The organism is Parafrankia elaeagni (assembly GCF_000374165.1).
In the GTDB taxonomy this organism is placed as follows: Bacteria; Actinomycetota; Actinomycetes; order Frankiales; family Frankiaceae; genus Parafrankia; species Parafrankia elaeagni.
Window position 1 is genome coordinate 69156 of record NZ_KB893671.1, and the last position, 16737, is coordinate 85892.

Consider the following 16737-nt stretch of genomic DNA (forward strand, 5'->3'; position numbering starts at 1 on the left):
GTACCGACGGCGGACAGGAGGTGGAATGTGTGGCGTGTACGGCCTGCGGGCCTGGTCATCGTGGTCGTGGCAGCTGTGCTGGCCGGGATCACGCTGTTCGCGGTGGTCAATCAGGGGCGCGGTTCTGATGACGTCGCCTCCGATCGCCCCGGGCCGTCGGCCGGCGCGGATTCCAGGGCCCCGGAGGCCTCCGGGGCCGGTCAGGCGGCCGACCGCGGTGGACTCTCCGCGAGCGGTTCCGGCCTCGGCGCGGGGGGCCTTCCGGTTGAGGCGTCCCCCGAGGAGAGTCGTTGGGTCGAGGCCACCCTCGCCGGGCTGTCACTGGAGCAACGCGTCGGCCAGATGATCATGGGGTACGTGTTCGGGACCTCCGGATCGGACCGGGACCCGACCGCGATGGCCGGCAACCGGCGAACCTCCGGCGTCGCCACGGCGGCCGAGGCAGTCGCCGCCCACAGCCTGGGCGGGGTGATCTACTTCGACGCCGGCGGGACAGGCCCAGGCGCCCTGCCGGACAACATAGTCGACCCGGCCCAGGTCACAGGCCTGTCTGCCGACCTGCGCGCCGCGGCCGCGGTGCCCCTGCTGATCGCCACGGACCAGGAACAGGGCCCGGTCCTGCGTGTCCGTGACGGCGTGACCCTGCTGCCCAGCCAGATGGCCCAGGGCGCCACGGGACGTCCCGACGACGCCCGTGAGGCGGCGCGCATCACCGGCACCGACCTGCGTGCCCTCGGCATCAACGTCAACTTCGCGCCGGACGCGGACGTCAACAGCGACCCCGCGAACCCGGTGATCGGCGAACGGTCGTTCGGGGACGACCCCGGCGCCGTCGGGAGGTTCACCGCGGCCGCCATCAACGGCTACCGCCAGGCCGGTGTGGCGGCGGCCGCGAAGCACTTCCCCGGCCACGGCGCCACGTCGGTGGACAGCCATGTCGCGCTGCCGACGATCACCCGCGACCGCGCGGCCCTGGACGCCGTCGACCTGCCGCCCTTCCGCGCCGCGATCGCCGCGGACACCCCCATGGTCATGGTCGGCCACCTGAACGTCCCCGCGCTCGACCGTGATGCCCCCGCACCGCTGTCCCGGGCGGTGGTCGACGGCCTGCTCCGTCGCGAGCTCGGTTACGACGGCATCATCGTCACCGACGCGCTCAACATGGCCGCGATCACCGACCACAACTCTCCGGCCAGGGCGGCCGTGCGGGCCGTCCAGGCCGGCGTGGACATGCTGTTGATGCCGCCGGACGTCGTCCAGGCCCGCGACGCCGTGGTCTCCGCCGTGCGTTCCGGCATGGTCACCCCCGACCGCGTCGACGCCTCCGTACGCCGCCTGCTACGCCTCAAGTGGCGGCTGGCCCACAGCACTCCCACCGCCCCCGGCACCCCGCAGACTCGCACCGCCGCCGCCGAGGCGATCGCCGCCCGGGCGATCACCCTGCTCGACCAGCCGGCCTGCGACCTGCTGCCCCTCCGCCGAAACCCACTCCCCGCCACACCCGTCGAGGTGTCCGGCCCAGCCACCGCCGCCCGCCTGCTCGTGGCCGCCCTCGGCGAGCGCGGCACCCCCGCCACCCAGGTGCCCTCGGGCGCCGTCGCGACCACCCCCCGCGCCCCCACCGCTCCCGGCTCCACCGCCACCCCCGTACGCGTCGTTCTGGCCGGGAACTCCCCACCTCCCACCACCGACCGCCGCACCGTCGTCGTGTCGACCGGCACCCCGTACCGCCCACCCCCCGGCGCCGGGGCCTGGCTGGCGACCTACTCCCGCGACCCCGCATCCATGAAAGCCCTGGCCGCGGTCCTCACCGGCGCCACCACCCCCACCGGCCGCCTTCCCGTCACAACCCGCACCGCCACCGGCACCCTGCTACCTCGCGGCGCCACCCTCCCCGCCCCCCGCACCTGTTGACGCACCTCCATGCAGACCACAACAAGACCACAATTCAAGCCCCCTCCCGCCCTCCCGGCCGGCACCCTGCATGCACACGCAAAACGGGCCCCGGGTCCACCTCTCGGCCCCCCGAAGCCCGCGCATCACACCCCACCTACAAGTCGCCGCTCCCCCCGCGCCCCACCGATCCAGCCGAACCACATCGGCACACGCATCCCACCGACCGCGACCACCCACAAATCCTCAACAAACCAAATCAGCCCCCCCGCACCCCCACCAGCTACCCCCAGCCGCCCTGAACCTCAGGCCCACCCCCCCGCCCGCAACATCACCACCCGCAACATCACCACCCCACACCCCACTAGCCACCCCGCCCCCCAGCCACGCCGGCGGCCCGGGGGGCCTGGGGGGCACCGCCCCCCAACGACATAACGGGCCAACGCCCAACCCCGTTGGGCACACGAATCCCGCCGCGAGCGGGTGACGGGAATCGAACCCGCATGGCCAGCTTGGAAGGCTGGGGCTCTGCCATTGAGCTACACCCGCGTTGGTGATCGGGACGAGCTTACCCCGTAGGATGTGGATGCAACGCCTCGGGGCGTAGCGTAGTGGCCAGCGCGCCTGCTTTGGGTGCAGGAGATCGGGAGTTCGAGTCTCCCCGCCCCGACCGATACTCTCGGCGCGTCACCCCGTCCAACGTCGTACCAGGAGACCGCCGCGCCGTGAAGGCCACCAAGGAGACCCTCAGTCCCACCCGGGTCAAGCTCACTGTCGAGGTGCCCTTCGACGAGCTCAAGCCGTCCGTCGATGCCACCTACCGCAAGCTGGCGCGCCAGGTGCGTGTCAGCGGTTTCCGTCCGGGCAAGGTGCCGCCGCGCATCCTTGACCAGCGCCTGGGGCGGGGCGTGATCCTCGACGAGGCGATCCAGGAGGCGCTGCCGCAGTTCTACTCGGAGGCTGTGCAGGCCGAGGAGGTGGATGTCCTGTCGCGACCGGAGGTGGACATCACCGAGTTCGCCGACGGGTCGCAGCTCGTGTTCACCGCTGAGGTGGATGTCCGTCCGCAGGTGACACTGCCGGAGTTCGGTGATCTGGAACTGGTCGTCGAGCCGGCGGTCGTGTCGGACGAGAAGGTCGACGAGTACCTCGGCACACTGCGTGACCGGTTCGCCGTGCTGAAGCCGGTGGAGCGTCCGGTGCAGGAGGGCGACTTCGTCTCGCTGGACCTGTCGGCGTCGGTCGACGGCGAGGCGATCGAGGACGCGACCGCGACCGGGATGTCCTACGAGGTGGGTAGCGGCAACCTGATCGACGGCATCGACGAGGCGATCACCGGCGCCGCGGAGGGCGACGAGCGCACGTTCGACACCGAGCTGATGGCCGGCGAGTACGCCGGGCGGACGGCACAGGTGACGGCTGTCGTCCGTGGGGTGAAGGAGAAGGAGCTCCCGGCGCTCGACGACGACTTCGCGACCACGGCGAGCGAGTTCGACACGCTGGAGGAGCTGCGGACCGACGTCCGGGGGCGGCTGGAGACGAGCCGGAAGGCCGAGCAGCTCGGCGAGGCCCGCGACAAGCTGCTGGACAAGCTGGTGGAGCTCGTCGAGGTGCCGGTGCCGGAGTCGGTGCTGGCGGGTGAGCTGGAGGCGCGGGAGCACCGGCTGGGCCACGAGCTGGAGCACATCGGCACGGATCGGGCCACGTACCTGGAGACGCTCGGCCAGTCGGAGGAGGATTTCGACGCCGAGGTCCGGAAGTCCGCGGACAAGGCCATCCGTTCGCAGTTCATCCTGGACGCGGTGATCGACGCCGAGTCGATCGGGCTGGATCAGGGCGAGCTGATGGAGCAGATCCTGATGCGGGCGCAGCGGGCCGGTGTGCAGCCGGACCAGTACGCCCAGCAGCTGGCGCAGGGCGAGGGCCTGACGGCGCTGATGGCGGATGTGCTCCGCACGAAGGCGCTCTTCCTGCTGCTGGAGAACGCGAAGGTCGCGGATTCCGAGGGCAACCCGGTCGAGCTGAACCTGCCGCGCCGTCCGGCGGCTGACGCCGAGGACGACGTCGAGGACATCTCGGACGAGCTGGACGCCGAGGAGCTGGCGATCGGTGGCTCCGCGGCGGTGTCGCAGGACGATGGCGCGGCCGAGGTGGCGGCGGAGTCGGCTGCTGCGGAGGACACGTCGGCGGCGGACGCCGCGCCGGGGTCCGACACGAAGTAGTGGTGTGCGGCCCGGCAGGTGCCGGGCGTGCGGATGTCGTCTGACGGCCTCCGGAGTCCGGCTCTGTCGGCCTGGCTCCGGAGGCCGTCCGCGTGTCCGGGGGCCACAGGTGGACACCGGGAGGCGCGCTGTCGGCCCGGTGCGGGCGGGTGCCTCCCAGGCTGGGACCGGCCGGGCGCCGATGCCGGACTGGCCCAGCCTCACGCCCAGCGCGAACATCGAAGGAGAAGCACCGGAACCGGCTCGGGTCACAGATAGTGTCGAGCCGGTCAATCAGATGCCGCCAAAGGAAGCCGAGGATCCGACCGTGAGTGACATCGCCGCCCCTCGCCTGGCTGTCCCGGGCCCGAGTCTCCGTTCTCCCGGACAGAGCGGCCCCGGCTTCGACGAGCAGGTGTTCAACCGTCTGCTCCGTGAGCGGATCATCTTCCTGGGCTCGGTGGTGGAGGACTCGATCGCCAACGCGATCTGCGCGCAGCTGCTGCTGCTCAACGCCGAGGACCCCAACCGGGACATCTTCCTGTACATCAACTCGCCCGGTGGCTCGGTCAGCGCCGGTATGGCGATCTACGACACGATGCAGTACGTCGAGAACGACGTCGCCACGGTGTCCCTCGGCCTGGCCGCGTCGATGGGGCAGTTCCTGCTCTGCGCGGGCGCGCCGGGCAAGCGCTACTCGCTGCCGCACGCGCGGATCATGATGCACCAGCCCTCCGGCGGCATCGGCGGCACGGCCTCCGACATCGCGATCCAGGCCGAGCAGATGCTCTACACGAAGCGGATGATGCAGGAGCGCATTGCGTTCCACACCGGTCAGCCCGTCGAGCAGATCGAGCGCGACTCCGACCGCGACCGCTGGTTCACCGCGGAGGAAGCGAAGGACTACGGCTTCGTGGACCACGTCGTCCAGCGGGCCCGCCAGGTTCCCAGCGAAGGCCCGGTGAGCTGACGTCCGCCGCGGCCGCGAGCCGTCCCGACCCTCGTCACCCGCTCTCCTCGGAGGCAGTCACCATGCACGGATCACAGGGCTACTACGGAACGCAGAGCCGTTACGTCCTCCCCAACATCATCGAGAAGACCTCCCGCGGCGAGTACGGGATGGACCCGTACTCGAAGCTGCTCAAGGAGCGGATCGTCTTCCTCGGCGCGCCGATCGACGACACGTCCGCGAACGACGTGATGGCGCAGCTGCTGTTCCTGGAGTCCGAGGACCCGGACCGCGACATCTCGATCTACATCAACTCGCCGGGTGGATCGTTCACCTCGCTGACCGCCATCTACGACACGATGCAGTTCGTGCGGCCCGACATCCAGACGATCTGCATGGGCCAGGCGGCGTCCGCGGCAGCGGTGCTGCTGGCGGCGGGCACACCCGGCAAGCGGTTCGCGCTGCAGAACAGCCGGATCCTCATCCACCAGCCGTCGGCGCAGGGTGAGGGCCAGTCGAGCGACATCGAGATCCAGGCGCGCGAGATCCTGCGGATGCGCACGTTGCTGGAGCGGATGCTCGCCGAGCACACCGGCCGCAACGAGGAGGACGTCCGCAAGGACATCGAGCGCGACAAGATCCTCAGCTCCGACGAGGCCAAGGAGTACGGCATCATCGACGAGGTGATCAAGACCCGGAAGTCCTCGCGGCTCGCTGCCTCGCGCTGACTCGGCCTGGCACCTTCCGGGCAGTGGAGCGGCTGCGGCCGGACCTCGGTGAGAGCACCTCGGGAGCTGCCGGCGGAAACACCGGAGCCCGGTGGGTCCGGATGCCCCGACGCGGGTGCCCGGACCGGCCTGGCCAGCCCGGTCGACGGGCTGCGGACAGGCCAGGCTGTGGTCTCCGGGTGCCTGTCAGCGGGCCCGTCAGGCTCATCGGTGGCGGGTCGGATGCGACGGGCTGGCATCACCACCTCTCATATCGGACACCCGGGCCGGCTGTGGCGCTGAACGGGCTGTGTGGACGAGCGGGGACGGGCCTGATGACCGTAGGCTGACCGGTATGAGCCCATCGATTGGGCTCTCACGGGACGCCCCCGCGGGGTACCGTCCCCACGGGGACGGACAGAGGCAGACACGCGACGACCGGGCGGTGTGCACCGCCCCCGACACGCAGGCGACACCATCGTCTGGACGAAGGGACTGAGTCCTCGGTGGCACGCATCGGTGATGGCGGTGACCTGCTCAAGTGCTCCTTCTGCGGTAAGTCGCAGAAGCAGGTGAAGAAGCTGATCGCCGGCCCAGGCGTCTACATCTGCGATGAGTGCATCGATCTCTGCAACGAGATCATCGAGGAGGAGCTCTCCGAGTCCTCGGAGCTGAAGTGGGAGGAACTCCCCAAGCCCCGGGAGATCTACGAGTTCCTCGACGGGTACGTGGTCGGCCAGGAGACGGCGAAGAAGACGCTGTCGGTGGCCGTCTACAACCACTACAAGCGGGTGCAGGCGGGCGGCGCGTCCGGTGGTGACGCTGCGAAGAGCGAGGTCGAGCTCGCCAAGAGCAACATTCTCCTGCTCGGCCCGACCGGATGCGGCAAGACCCTCCTCGCCCAGACTCTGGCCCGGATGCTGAACGTCCCGTTCGCCATCGCAGACGCCACGGCTCTCACCGAGGCCGGCTATGTCGGTGAGGATGTCGAGAACATTCTTCTCAAACTCATCCAGGCCGCCGACTATGACGTCAAAAAGGCCGAGACGGGCATCATCTACATCGACGAGGTCGACAAGATCGCCCGAAAGTCGGAGAACCCCAGCATTACCCGGGACGTCTCGGGTGAGGGCGTGCAGCAGGCGCTGCTGAAGATTCTCGAGGGAACCACCGCGAGCGTGCCGCCGCAGGGCGGCCGGAAACACCCGCATCAGGAGTTCATCCAGATCGACACGACGAACGTGCTGTTCATCGTGGGCGGGGCGTTTGCCGGGCTCGACCGCATCATCGAATCCCGCATCGGGAAGAAGTCGCTCGGCTTCCGCGCCGTGCTGCACGGCAAGGACGACCCGGACTCCTCGAACGTCTTCGGCGACATCATGCCGGAGGACCTGCTCAAGTACGGGATGATTCCGGAGTTCATCGGCCGTCTGCCGATCATCACCAGCGTGTCCAACCTGGACCGCGAGGCGCTGATCCGGATCCTCACCGAGCCGAAGAACGCACTGGTCCGCCAGTACAAGCGGCTGTTCGAGCTGGATGGTGTCGACCTCGACTTCACCACCGACGCCCTCGAGGCCATCGCCGACCAGGCGATCCTGCGCGGGACGGGAGCCCGTGGCCTGCGGGCGATCATGGAGGAGGTCCTGCTCTCGGTGATGTACGACATCCCGAGCCGCAAGGACGTCGCCCGTGCGGTGATCACCCGCGAGGTCGTGCTGGAGCACGTCAACCCCACGCTGGTTCCTCGGGACGTCGCCGCGTCCAAGCGCACACCACGTCAGGAGAAGTCGGCCTGACGCCCGCGGCCGGCACGATGGCCGCATGATCTGGACCGGCTCGGGCCCCACGGCGATCGCCGCCGCGGGGCCCGTCCGCTGATGCCATAACCTCGGCTGCGTGACAGACGCACGTACGGGGAGCACGCCGGACGATGTCGCCGGCCTCGCCCGAGTGGAGAAGGCGCTCGCCGGTCGGTTCCCGCACCGGATGCTTCCCGACCTGGAACGGATGCGGGACCTCGTCGACCTGCTGGGCCATCCCGAGCAGTCGTTCCCGACGATCCACATCACCGGCACGAACGGCAAGACGTCCACCGCCCGGATGATCGACGCGCTGCTGCGGGCGTTCGGCCTGCGGCCGGGCCGGTACACCTCGCCGCATCTCGAGACCGTCACCGAGCGGATCAGCATCAACGGCGCCCCGGCCAGCCCGGAGGTGTTCGCCCGGGCCTACGACGACGTGATTCCGTACGCCGAGCTGATCGACACCCGGCATCCCGATCGGGTGACCTTCTTCGAACTGCTCACCGCGATGGCCTTCGCCGCCTTCGCGGACGCACCGGTCGACGTCGGTGTCATCGAGGTCGGCATGGGCGGTACCTGGGACGCCACGAACGTCGTCGACGCCGGTGTCTCGGTGATCACCCCCGTCTCGCTGGACCACCCGGAACTGGGCTCGACCGTCGAGGCCGTCGCCGCGGAGAAGGCCGGGATCATCCGGCCCGACGCTCTCGTCGTACTGGCCCAGCAGACGCTGCCGGCCGCGGAGGTGCTGCTGCGTCGGGCCTCCGAGGTCGGTGCCACCGTGGCCCGCGAGGGTCTCGAGTTCGGAGTGGTGGGCCGGCGTCCGGCCGTCGGCGGCCAGATGCTGACCCTGCGCGCCCTGGGCGGGACCTACGAGGAGGTCTTCCTGCCCCTGCACGGCGTGCACCAGGCGCACAACGCGGCGGTGGCACTGGCCGCGGTCGAGGCGTTCCTCGGCGGCGGGCAGAGCCAGCTGGACGCCGACGCCGTCCTCGCCGGTTTCGCGCAGGCCGACTCGCCCGGGCGGCTGGAGGTGGTACGGCGCTCGCCGACCATCGTGCTGGACGGTGCGCACAACGTCGCCGGCGCCCAGGCCCTGGCCGTGGCCGTCGACGAGGCGTTCGGCTTCGACACGCTGGTCGGTGTCGTCGGCATGCTGAGCGACAAGGACGCGGAGGGCATCCTCGCCGCGCTGGAGCCCGTCCTGAGCAGCATTGTGATCACGCAGAGCAGCTCGCCACGGGCGATGGGCGCGGACGACCTGGCCGCGGTCGCCGTGGACATCTTCGACCCGGACCGGGTCGAGGTCGCCCCCCGGCTAGACGACGCGCTGGAGGCCGCCGTTCGGCTTGCCGAGGAGGAGGGCGAGCTCGGTGGGACCGGTGTCCTGGTCACCGGCTCGCTGGTGACCGTCGGCGAGGCCCGCCACCTGCTCCGGCGTTGACCGCTGCGCTGTTTGTCTGCGCCGCCGTTGATCTGCGCCGTCCGTGCGGCCACCGCGGGCACTCCGACGGGTGGGTCGGGGGAGTGCGCGCACCGGGCACGATCGCTGACCCTGTAAGTTTGCCCAGGGCCAACCTGCTCGCCCTCGCCGCGCGAGGGGCCGGTCGCCCGCCAGCGTCAAAGATGACGAAACGAGTCCGAAGGAGTCCCGTGTCCGCCGAGCGCACCCTCATCCTGGTCAAGCCCGATGGCGTCAGCCGCGGCCTCGTCGGTGAGGTCATCGGCCGCCTCGAGCGCAAGGGGCTGAAGATCGTGGCTCTGCAGCTGCGCACGCTCGAGCGCTCGGTCGCCGAGACCCACTACGGCGAGCACTCCAGCAAGCCGTTCTTCGGTGAGCTGGTCGACTTCATCACCTCCGGCCCGCTGGTCGCGCTGGTCGCCGAGGGTCCGCGTGCGACGGAGGCGGCGCGTGGTCTGATCGGCGCCACCGACCCGGTGAAGGCCGCTCCCGGCTCGCTGCGGGGCGACTTCGCCCTGGAGATCGGCGAGAACCTGGTCCACGGGTCGGACTCGCCGGAGTCGGCCAAGCGCGAGATCGACCTGTTCTTCCCCGGCCTTAGCTGACCGGCCGACCGGCTGCGGTTCCGCTTGCTGCCCGGGCCGCCGGCCTCACCTGGTGCGGGTGGTCGACCGGCGCCACGCAGGGTGAGTCCCCGGCCGACGGCGGCGCAGCCGCGCCGCCCCGGCCCGGCGGAGCCCGTGCCGTCCGGGCGGTGGCGGGTGCTCCGTCCCCACCTGGGGAGGTCGGGCTCCAGGCCCGGTCGCCCGCTCGGTACCCGGAGTGCCTTGTCGTGGGCTTGTGTCCACGGTCGGTGCGGATCTGGCCGGCGTGCCGTGCGCGCCCCGCTTCGCATGGGGTGACACGCTTCCCGGTCGGCCCGGCGACGTCACCGGGGGCGGTCTACGCTTTCAACTGCCCGGAGCGTGCCCGACAGGTCGCCGCGACCGTCCTCCCGGTCGGTTGTGGCGAACGTTTCCACGCCAGGCGCATCCGGGCCGTCCCGCCCGCTCGACGAACTCTGTACGTGTTTCGCGCGTTGATCGGGGATGAGCCGGTCGGTGCCGCTCGCGCGCGCCGTCCGGACTTGTCCCCTCTCGCGCCCCTCGGGAAGGCCGGCACCCGACGATGTCCAGTTCGCTGTCGTTCCTCGGTCGTGACATGGCCGTCGACCTCGGTACCGCCAACACGCTCGTCTACGTCCGTGGCAGGGGCATCGTTCTCAACGAGCCCAGTGTGGTCGCGATCAACACGACCACCTCCGGAATCCTCGCGGTCGGAACCGACGCGAAGAGGATGATCGGCCGCACCCCGGGCAATGTCGTGGCGGTCCGCCCGTTGAAGGACGGCGTCATCGCCGACTTCGAGACGACGGAGCGGATGCTGCGCTACTTCATCCAGAAGGTGCACCGCCGCAGACACTTCGCCAAGCCTCGGCTGGTGGTGTGTGTTCCGTCCGGCATCACCGGTGTGGAGCAGCGGGCCGTCAAGGACGCCGGCTACCAGGCGGGGGCGCGCAAGGTCTACATCATCGAGGAGCCGATGGCGGCGGCGATCGGGGCGGGCCTGCCCGTGCACGAGCCGACCGGCAACATGGTCGTCGACATCGGCGGCGGTACGACGGAGGTCGCGGTCATCTCGCTCGGTGGCATCGTCACGAGCCAGTCGATCCGCACCGCCGGTGACGAGCTGGACACGGCGATCATCTCCTACGTCAAGAAGGAGTACTCGCTGATGCTCGGCGAGCGGACCGCCGAGGAGATCAAGATGGCGATCGGCTCGGCGCACAAGATCCCGGACGAGCCGAGCGCGGAGATCCGCGGCCGCGACCTCGTCACGGGGCTGCCCAAGACGATCGTGGTGACCGCCGAGGAGATCCGCAAGGCGATCGAGGAGCCGGTGAACGCGGTGATCGACGCGGTCAAGGTGACCCTCGACCGGTGCCCGCCGGAGCTGTCCGGCGACATCATGGACCGCGGCATCGTTCTGACCGGCGGCGGCGCGCTGCTGCGTGGGCTGGACGAGCGCCTGCGGCACGAGACCGGAATGCCGATCCACATCGCGGAGAACCCGCTGCACTCGGTGGCGATGGGGTCGGGCAAGTGCGTTGAGGAGTTCGAGGCCCTGCAACAGGTTCTGATCTCCGAACCGAAGCGCTGACCCGCGGGCCCGGGCCGGTGGGCGTTCCGTGAACAGGGGTGCCCGCCGGCCCGCGGCGGGCCCGGTGGCCGGCGGGCCGTGGTAGCGAGAGGCCCGGCCGTCGGCTGGCCCGCGCGGCAGGAGGACGGCAGCGGTGATGGAGGATCGACGTGGGACGTGACACCAGGCGCTCACGCCTTGTCATCGCCGCCCTGCTCGTCCTCGCCTTCACGCTGATCACACTCGACTACCGGACGGGCGATTCCGCCACCGGGGTGCGTGGTGCGCTGCACTCGGTGGTCGGCGGCGTGGAGAACGCGGTGACCGCGGTGACCCGACCCATCGGGCGGACGGTCTCCTCGTTGACCCATCCGAACCGCTACCACGACCGCGCCGACCGGCTCGCCGAGGAGAACGCGGCGCTGCGCCGGTCGATCGCGGACGACGCCGAGATCGACCGGTTGGCCGGGGAGCTCTCCGCACTGCGTCTGCTCGCCGACAAGGGGCAGTACACGATCGTTCCGGCCCGGGTCATCGCGGTCGGCGACGTCACCGGGATGGACTGGACGGTCACCATCAACGCGGGACGCCGGGACGGGCTCGCCGTCGACAAGGTCGTGGTGAACACGGCGGGCCTGGTGGGGACGGTGGCCTCGGTGACTGACCAGACCGCCGTCATCAGGCTGATCTGTGACCCGACGAGCCGGATCGGCGCCCGGCTGGAAACCACGCAGCTCCTCGGCGCCGTCGCCGGGGGGCAGGGGCCGAGAAACCTGACCTTCACCCTTTATGACGCCTCGTACCAGGTAAAAGAGGGTGACCGATTGGTTACGTTTGGTAGTCTCGACTATGTGGCGGGTGTGCCGATCGGCGAGGTGACGCGGGTGGTCGATGTCGGCGGTCTCTCGCGTACCGCCGAGGTGCGTCCCTTCGTCTCGATCGGCACCCTCGACCTGGTGGGCGTCGTCGTCGGGGGTCCGCCGGGAGACCCGGGCGACCGTGTCCTGCCGCCGCGCGAGGTGCCGCCGGCCGGCGGCCCGCAGCCACCCGCCGGTGATGCCGCTGCGTCGACCCCGCCGGCAGGCACCCCGCCGGCAGGCACCGCGCCCGCAGGCACCGCGCCTGCCGGTCAGGGCGCGGCTGGCGGCCAACCGCAGGCCGGCACAGGTACGGCGACCCAGGGCGCCGGGTGAGATCGCATGTGGGACAGCGGTTTTTCTGAGGAGCGGCTGCACCCGCGTGCGTTCGCGGCCGCGGTCGTCCTGCTGCTGGTCGCCGTGGTCCTGCAGGTGTCCGTGGTCGCCCGGCTGGGCGCCCCGCTCGGCCGGCCCGATCTGGTGCTCGTCCTGCTGGCGGTCGTCGCGCTGATCGAGGGACCGCTGCTCGGTGCTGTCCTCGGATTCGCGGTGGGTCTGCTGGCTGATCTGCTCTCCAGTCATGTGATCGGGCAGACAGCACTCGTCCTGTGTCTGGTCGGCTACCTCACGGGCCTGGTGATGAACGCGGCCGAGCGGTCGATCGCCGTGCCGCTGGCGGCGGTCGGTGCGGCGGCTGCCCTCGGCACCCTGGGTAACGCCGCGGCGACGGCCCTGCTCGGCGACGCCGCTCTCACCAGCGGCCAGGCCCTCCTGCGGGCCCTCGCCGCCGGCATCTACGGGCTGCTGGTGACCCCGTTCCTGTTCCCGCTCGCCCTCGCCGCCGCACGCAGGCTGCACCGGGAGCGGGGGCGGCTGTGAGCGACCGGATGCGGATCCGCCTGCTCATTCTGCGGGTCCTCGTGCTTTCCCTGCTGGTCACGCTGGGGGCCAGGCTGTGGGTGCTGCAGATCCTCGACGGCGAGCGCTACCGCCAGGTCGCCGAGACGAACAGGGTCCGCGAGGTGGTGACCCCGGCGACGCGCGGCATGATCGTCGACGACGAGGGCCAGCCTCTCGTCCGCAACCGCACCTCGCTGGTCATCTCGGTGAACCGGTCGACCATCGACCGGCAGGACGACAAGGGCCGGGCCGTTCTCGGCCGGCTGGCCACCGTGATCGGAGCTCCCCTGACGGAGCTCGAACAGCGGGTTCGTTTCTGCTCGGCCACCGTGAAGGCCCCGTGCTGGAACGGCTCGCCCTACCAGCCGGTCCCCGTCGCCAAGGACGTGACCCCCGCACAGGCGCTCGCGGTGATCGAGCATCCTGACCGCTTCCCCGGCGTGTCGGCCGACCTGCAGGCCGTCCGCGAGTACCCCAACGGCGCGCTCGCCGCGCACGAGCTGGGCTACCTCGCGCCCGTCTCCCAGGACCAGCTCGACGGCCAGGGCGACGAGAAGGGCTATCACCTCAACAGCCTGATCGGCGTCGCCGGGCTGGAGTACACCTACGACGACGCGCTGCGCGGTGCGGACGGGGTCGAGCGGCTCGAGGTCGACCGCTTCGGCCGGGTCGCCGGAACCGAGTCCACGACCCCGCCGGTCAGCGGCGACCACCTGGTGCTCAACCTCGACCTGGACGTCCAGCGGGCCGCCGAGGAGGCGCTGGCCCGGACCCTCGACAAGCTCGGCGGGGGCGCGCGGACGGCGTCCGCCGTCGTGCTGGACGTGCGGACCGGTGGTGTCGTGGCGCTCGCCAGCCTGCCCTCGTACGACCCCTCGGTGTTCGTCGGCGGGATCTCGCAGGCCGACTACTCGGCGCTGTCCGACCCGGTGAACGGCACCCCGCTGCTGTCGCGGGCCTATCAGGGCTCCGCCGCCGCCGCCTCGACGTTCAAGGTCGTCTCCACCGCGGTCGCGATGGAGCACATGGGTGCGAAGGGCGATGACAAATTCGACTGCGCGCCGACCCTGCAGGTCGGCGACCAGATCTTCCACAACTTCGACGGGTCGTCCGCCGGGCCCATCACACTGCACCAGGCGCTGGTCATCTCCTGCGACGTCATCTTCGACAAGTTCGCCTACGACGCCTGGGTCGCCGACGGTGGGCTGCGTAACGGCCGTGGTCCCTACGCCGAGCCGGCGGAGCACTTCGTCCGCATGGCCGAGGGCATGGGCTTCGGCAGGCGCACCGGTATCGACCTCCCCGGCGAGACCTCGGGCGCCGTGGTCGACCGCGCGGACGCGCGCAGGATCTGGGAGGAACTGAAGGACTCCTACTGCAGGCGGGCGCAGAGCGGCTACCCGGAGGAGCCCGACCCGGTCAAGGCCGAGCGGTTCCGCAAGTACGCGGCCGAGGCCTGCGTCGACGGCTACCTGTACAACGCCGGCGCTGCCGTGCAGTTCTCCATCGGCCAGGGGCAGTACCTCTCGGTCAGCCCGCTGCAGCTCGCGTCCGCCTACGCGGCCATCGCCAACGGCGGAACCCTCTACAAGCCCACCCTCGCCCGGGCGACGATCTCGCCGGACGGGACGAAGCAGACGCCGATCCAGCCGACCGTCACCGGTCGCCTGCCCATCTCGCCGGAGAACCTCGCCTACATCCGCGGCGGCCTGACCGGGGTGACGACCGAAGCGGGCGGTACGGCGACGGGGACGTTCGCCGACTGGCCCAGCGACCTGGTGCCCGTCGCGGGCAAGACCGGCACTGCCGAGGTCGAGGGCAGGGACGACACCTCGTGGTTCGCATCCTTCGCTCCGGCGAACGACCCACAGTTCGCGGTCGTCGTGAGCATCCCGGAATCCGGTACCGGAGCGGAGTACGCGGCGCCGGTGGCGAAGGAGATCTACCAGGCCATCTACGGGGTCGGCGTGCCCGGGGCCCTGCCCGGAGGCAAGCCGCCCGCCGGCCTGCCCGAGCTGGGGCGAGACGGAACGTTCGGCGGCGGCCCCGGCGGCCCCGGCGGTCCCGCCACCTCCGACACCCCTGAGACGTCGCCCCAGGCCGGAACGCCGGGAGTAAGCGGTGCCTCCGCCCCGGCGGAGCCCATGTCCGGGGCGACGACGGCGGGCACGACGACGGTGGGCACGACGACGGTCACGGGAGCGGTGCAGCCCACGGTGCTCACACCCGCGGCGCCGAGCACCGTGGCCACCGTCACAGGCGGGGGGCACGGAGCGGTGCCGTCCCAGGATGCCGACGGGTCGCGCCCCGCCGCCCGGGAGCCCCCGCCCGACGACCGCGGCCGATCCCCGCCCTGAGACCACGAGACCACCGCCCTCGGGCGCGGCTCCGTTCCCTGAACCGCCGAACTCTGCCCGCTGAACCGCCGAACTCAGGGTCCAGGGCCCTACGGTCAGGGCCCTACGCCGACTGTCTGACAGAGGAGGGACGTTGACGCAGGATCCCGGTCCCACCGCGCTGCGGTCGTCCCCGGTTCTTGTCCGAGGGCGGATCGGCCAGCTTCGGGACCGCGCCTCCGGCCGGCACTCGCCGTTGCGGCGGCTCGACTGGGTCCTGCAGACCAGCGTGATCGCGCTGGCCCTGATCGGTGCCCTGCTCGTCTGGTCGGCCACCCGGCAGCGGCTGGAGGAGTCGGGCGGCGACCCGCAGACGTTCCTGAAGCGGCACCTGCTGAACCTCGTGATCGGCCTGCTGCTCGGTGCCGCCGCCACCCTGGTGGACTACCGGATCCTGCGGGCCTACGCACCGTTCGTCTACCTGGGTTCGCTGGTCGGGCTGGTGGCCGTGCTCCTCGTCGGCACCACCGTCAACGGCGCGCACTCCTGGATCGTCCTGCCCGCCGGGTTCCAGCTGCAGCCCTCGGAGTTCGCGAAGGTCGCGCTCGTCGTCGGCGCGGCAATGATCCTGGGGGAGAAGCACGAGGACCGCCATACCGGTATCCGGCGGGGTGCGCCGGGCCACGGCGACGTCCTGCTCGTGCTGGGCCTCGCCGTCGTCCCGATGGGGCTGATCATGCTCCAGCCCGACTTCGGCACGGTCATGGTGCTGGTCTTCGTCACCCTCGGGATGCTCGGGGTGAGCGGCGCTCCGCGCCGGTGGGTTCTCGGGCTGGTCCTGTGCGGGGTGCTGTTCGGCGGCGCGATTCTGCAGTTCCACCTGCTGAAGCCCTACCAGGAGGCCCGGCTCACCTCGTTCGTCTCGGAGAACAAGGAGTCCTCCTCGACCGGCTACAACGTCGACCAGGCGATGACCGCGATCGCCAACGGCGGCGTCACCGGCCGCGGCCTGTTCGAGGGCCAGCAGACCCAGGGCCAGTTCGTGCCCGAGCAGCAGACCGACTTCGTCTTCAGCGTCGCGGGGGAGGAACTGGGCTATCTCGGTGCCGGCGGGGTGATCATTCTGCTCGGCGTGGTGCTCTGGCGCGCGCTCACCATCGGTTTCAACTCCCAGGACTCCTTCGGCGCGCTGATCGTCACCGGCGTGGTCTGCTGGTTCACGTTCCAGATCTTCGTCAACATCGGGATGTGTCTGGGCGTCATGCCGGTGACCGGGCTGCCGCTCACCTTCCTGTCCTACGGCGGCTCCTCGATGTTCGCGAACATGATCGCGGTGGGGCTGCTGCAGAACGTCCGGCTGCGTTCGCGCTCCGATCCCTACGCGCTTTGACGGGAGGGTCGCGTGAGCAGGCAGGGTCTGTCGCCCGCCGGGTGCCGTAGGCTCGCGGG

The 16737-nt window shown here is 70.8% G+C and carries 12 protein-coding genes and 2 tRNA genes; 13 read left to right on the plus strand and 1 reads right to left on the minus strand.

Annotated elements, in window-relative coordinates; all coding sequences use genetic code 11:
- Positions 1–27: 27 nt before the first annotated feature.
- Positions 28–1914, plus strand: coding sequence for a glycoside hydrolase family 3 protein (locus B207_RS42255; protein WP_018634847.1), 1887 nt, complete (start codon positions 28–30; stop codon positions 1912–1914).
- 457 nt (positions 1915–2371) lie between these two features.
- Here B207_RS42255 and B207_RS0102065 read toward each other — a convergent pair.
- Positions 2372–2442, minus strand: a tRNA-Gly gene (locus B207_RS0102065).
- A gap of 48 nt (positions 2443–2490) precedes the next feature.
- Here B207_RS0102065 and B207_RS0102070 point away from each other — a divergent pair.
- From B207_RS0102070 to rodA, 12 genes are all read left to right on the plus strand, one after another.
- Positions 2491–2563 (plus strand) — tRNA-Pro (locus B207_RS0102070).
- 55 nt (positions 2564–2618) lie between these two features.
- A complete protein-coding gene (tig, locus tag B207_RS0102075; RefSeq protein ID WP_018634848.1) occupies positions 2619–4115 on the plus strand; it encodes a trigger factor in 1497 nt (498 codons plus the stop codon).
- Positions 4116–4422: 307 nt separating this feature from the next.
- On the plus strand, positions 4423–5064 hold the full coding sequence (locus B207_RS0102080; RefSeq protein ID WP_026310572.1) for an ATP-dependent Clp protease proteolytic subunit: 642 nt from the start codon (positions 4423–4425) through the stop codon (positions 5062–5064).
- A 62-nt stretch (positions 5065–5126) separates the two neighbouring features.
- Positions 5127–5771 (plus strand): ATP-dependent Clp protease proteolytic subunit, encoded by a 645-nt coding sequence (locus B207_RS0102085; RefSeq protein ID WP_018634850.1) that lies wholly within the window; start codon positions 5127–5129, stop codon positions 5769–5771.
- A 485-nt stretch (positions 5772–6256) separates the two neighbouring features.
- Positions 6257–7549 carry an ATP-dependent Clp protease ATP-binding subunit ClpX gene (clpX, locus tag B207_RS0102090; RefSeq protein ID WP_018634851.1) on the plus strand — a complete coding sequence of 431 codons (1293 nt, stop codon included), beginning with the start codon at positions 6257–6259 and terminating at the stop codon, positions 7547–7549.
- Positions 7550–7649: 100 nt separating this feature from the next.
- Positions 7650–8999 (plus strand): bifunctional folylpolyglutamate synthase/dihydrofolate synthase, encoded by a 1350-nt coding sequence (locus B207_RS0102095; RefSeq protein WP_026310573.1) that lies wholly within the window; start codon positions 7650–7652, stop codon positions 8997–8999.
- A 209-nt stretch (positions 9000–9208) separates the two neighbouring features.
- Positions 9209–9622 carry a nucleoside-diphosphate kinase gene (ndk, locus tag B207_RS0102100; protein ID WP_018634853.1) on the plus strand — a complete coding sequence of 138 codons (414 nt, stop codon included), beginning with the start codon at positions 9209–9211 and terminating at the stop codon, positions 9620–9622.
- A 562-nt stretch (positions 9623–10184) separates the two neighbouring features.
- Entirely contained in the window at positions 10185–11216 is a 1032-nt protein-coding gene (locus tag B207_RS0102105) for a rod shape-determining protein (protein ID WP_020462738.1), read from the plus strand.
- Between the two features lie 149 nt (positions 11217–11365).
- Positions 11366–12388, plus strand: coding sequence for a rod shape-determining protein MreC (gene mreC / locus B207_RS0102110; RefSeq protein ID WP_018634855.1), 1023 nt, complete (start codon positions 11366–11368; stop codon positions 12386–12388).
- A gap of 6 nt (positions 12389–12394) precedes the next feature.
- Positions 12395–12931 carry a rod shape-determining protein MreD gene (mreD, locus tag B207_RS0102115; RefSeq protein ID WP_018634856.1) on the plus strand — a complete coding sequence of 179 codons (537 nt, stop codon included), beginning with the start codon at positions 12395–12397 and terminating at the stop codon, positions 12929–12931.
- Positions 12928–15309, plus strand: a complete 2382-nt coding sequence (gene mrdA, locus B207_RS32155; protein WP_018634857.1) for a penicillin-binding protein 2 — start codon at positions 12928–12930, stop codon at positions 15307–15309. The genes mreD and mrdA overlap by 4 nt, the downstream gene beginning before the upstream one ends.
- Positions 15310–15442: 133 nt before the next feature.
- Positions 15443–16678: a rod shape-determining protein RodA gene (gene rodA / locus B207_RS0102125; RefSeq protein ID WP_018634858.1), complete on the plus strand. Its 1236-nt coding sequence runs from the start codon at positions 15443–15445 to the stop codon at positions 16676–16678.
- The last annotated feature ends 59 nt before the right edge of the window (positions 16679–16737 follow it).

Coding starts and splice junctions, on each gene's coding strand:
- mreD (WP_018634856.1), top strand. CDS start 12,395: ATGTGGGACAGCGGTTTTTCTGAGGAGCGGCTGCACCCGCGTGCGTTC.
- B207_RS0102085 (WP_018634850.1), top strand. CDS start 5,127: ATGCACGGATCACAGGGCTACTACGGAACGCAGAGCCGTTACGTCCTC.
- B207_RS0102105 (WP_020462738.1), top strand. CDS start 10,185: ATGTCCAGTTCGCTGTCGTTCCTCGGTCGTGACATGGCCGTCGACCTC.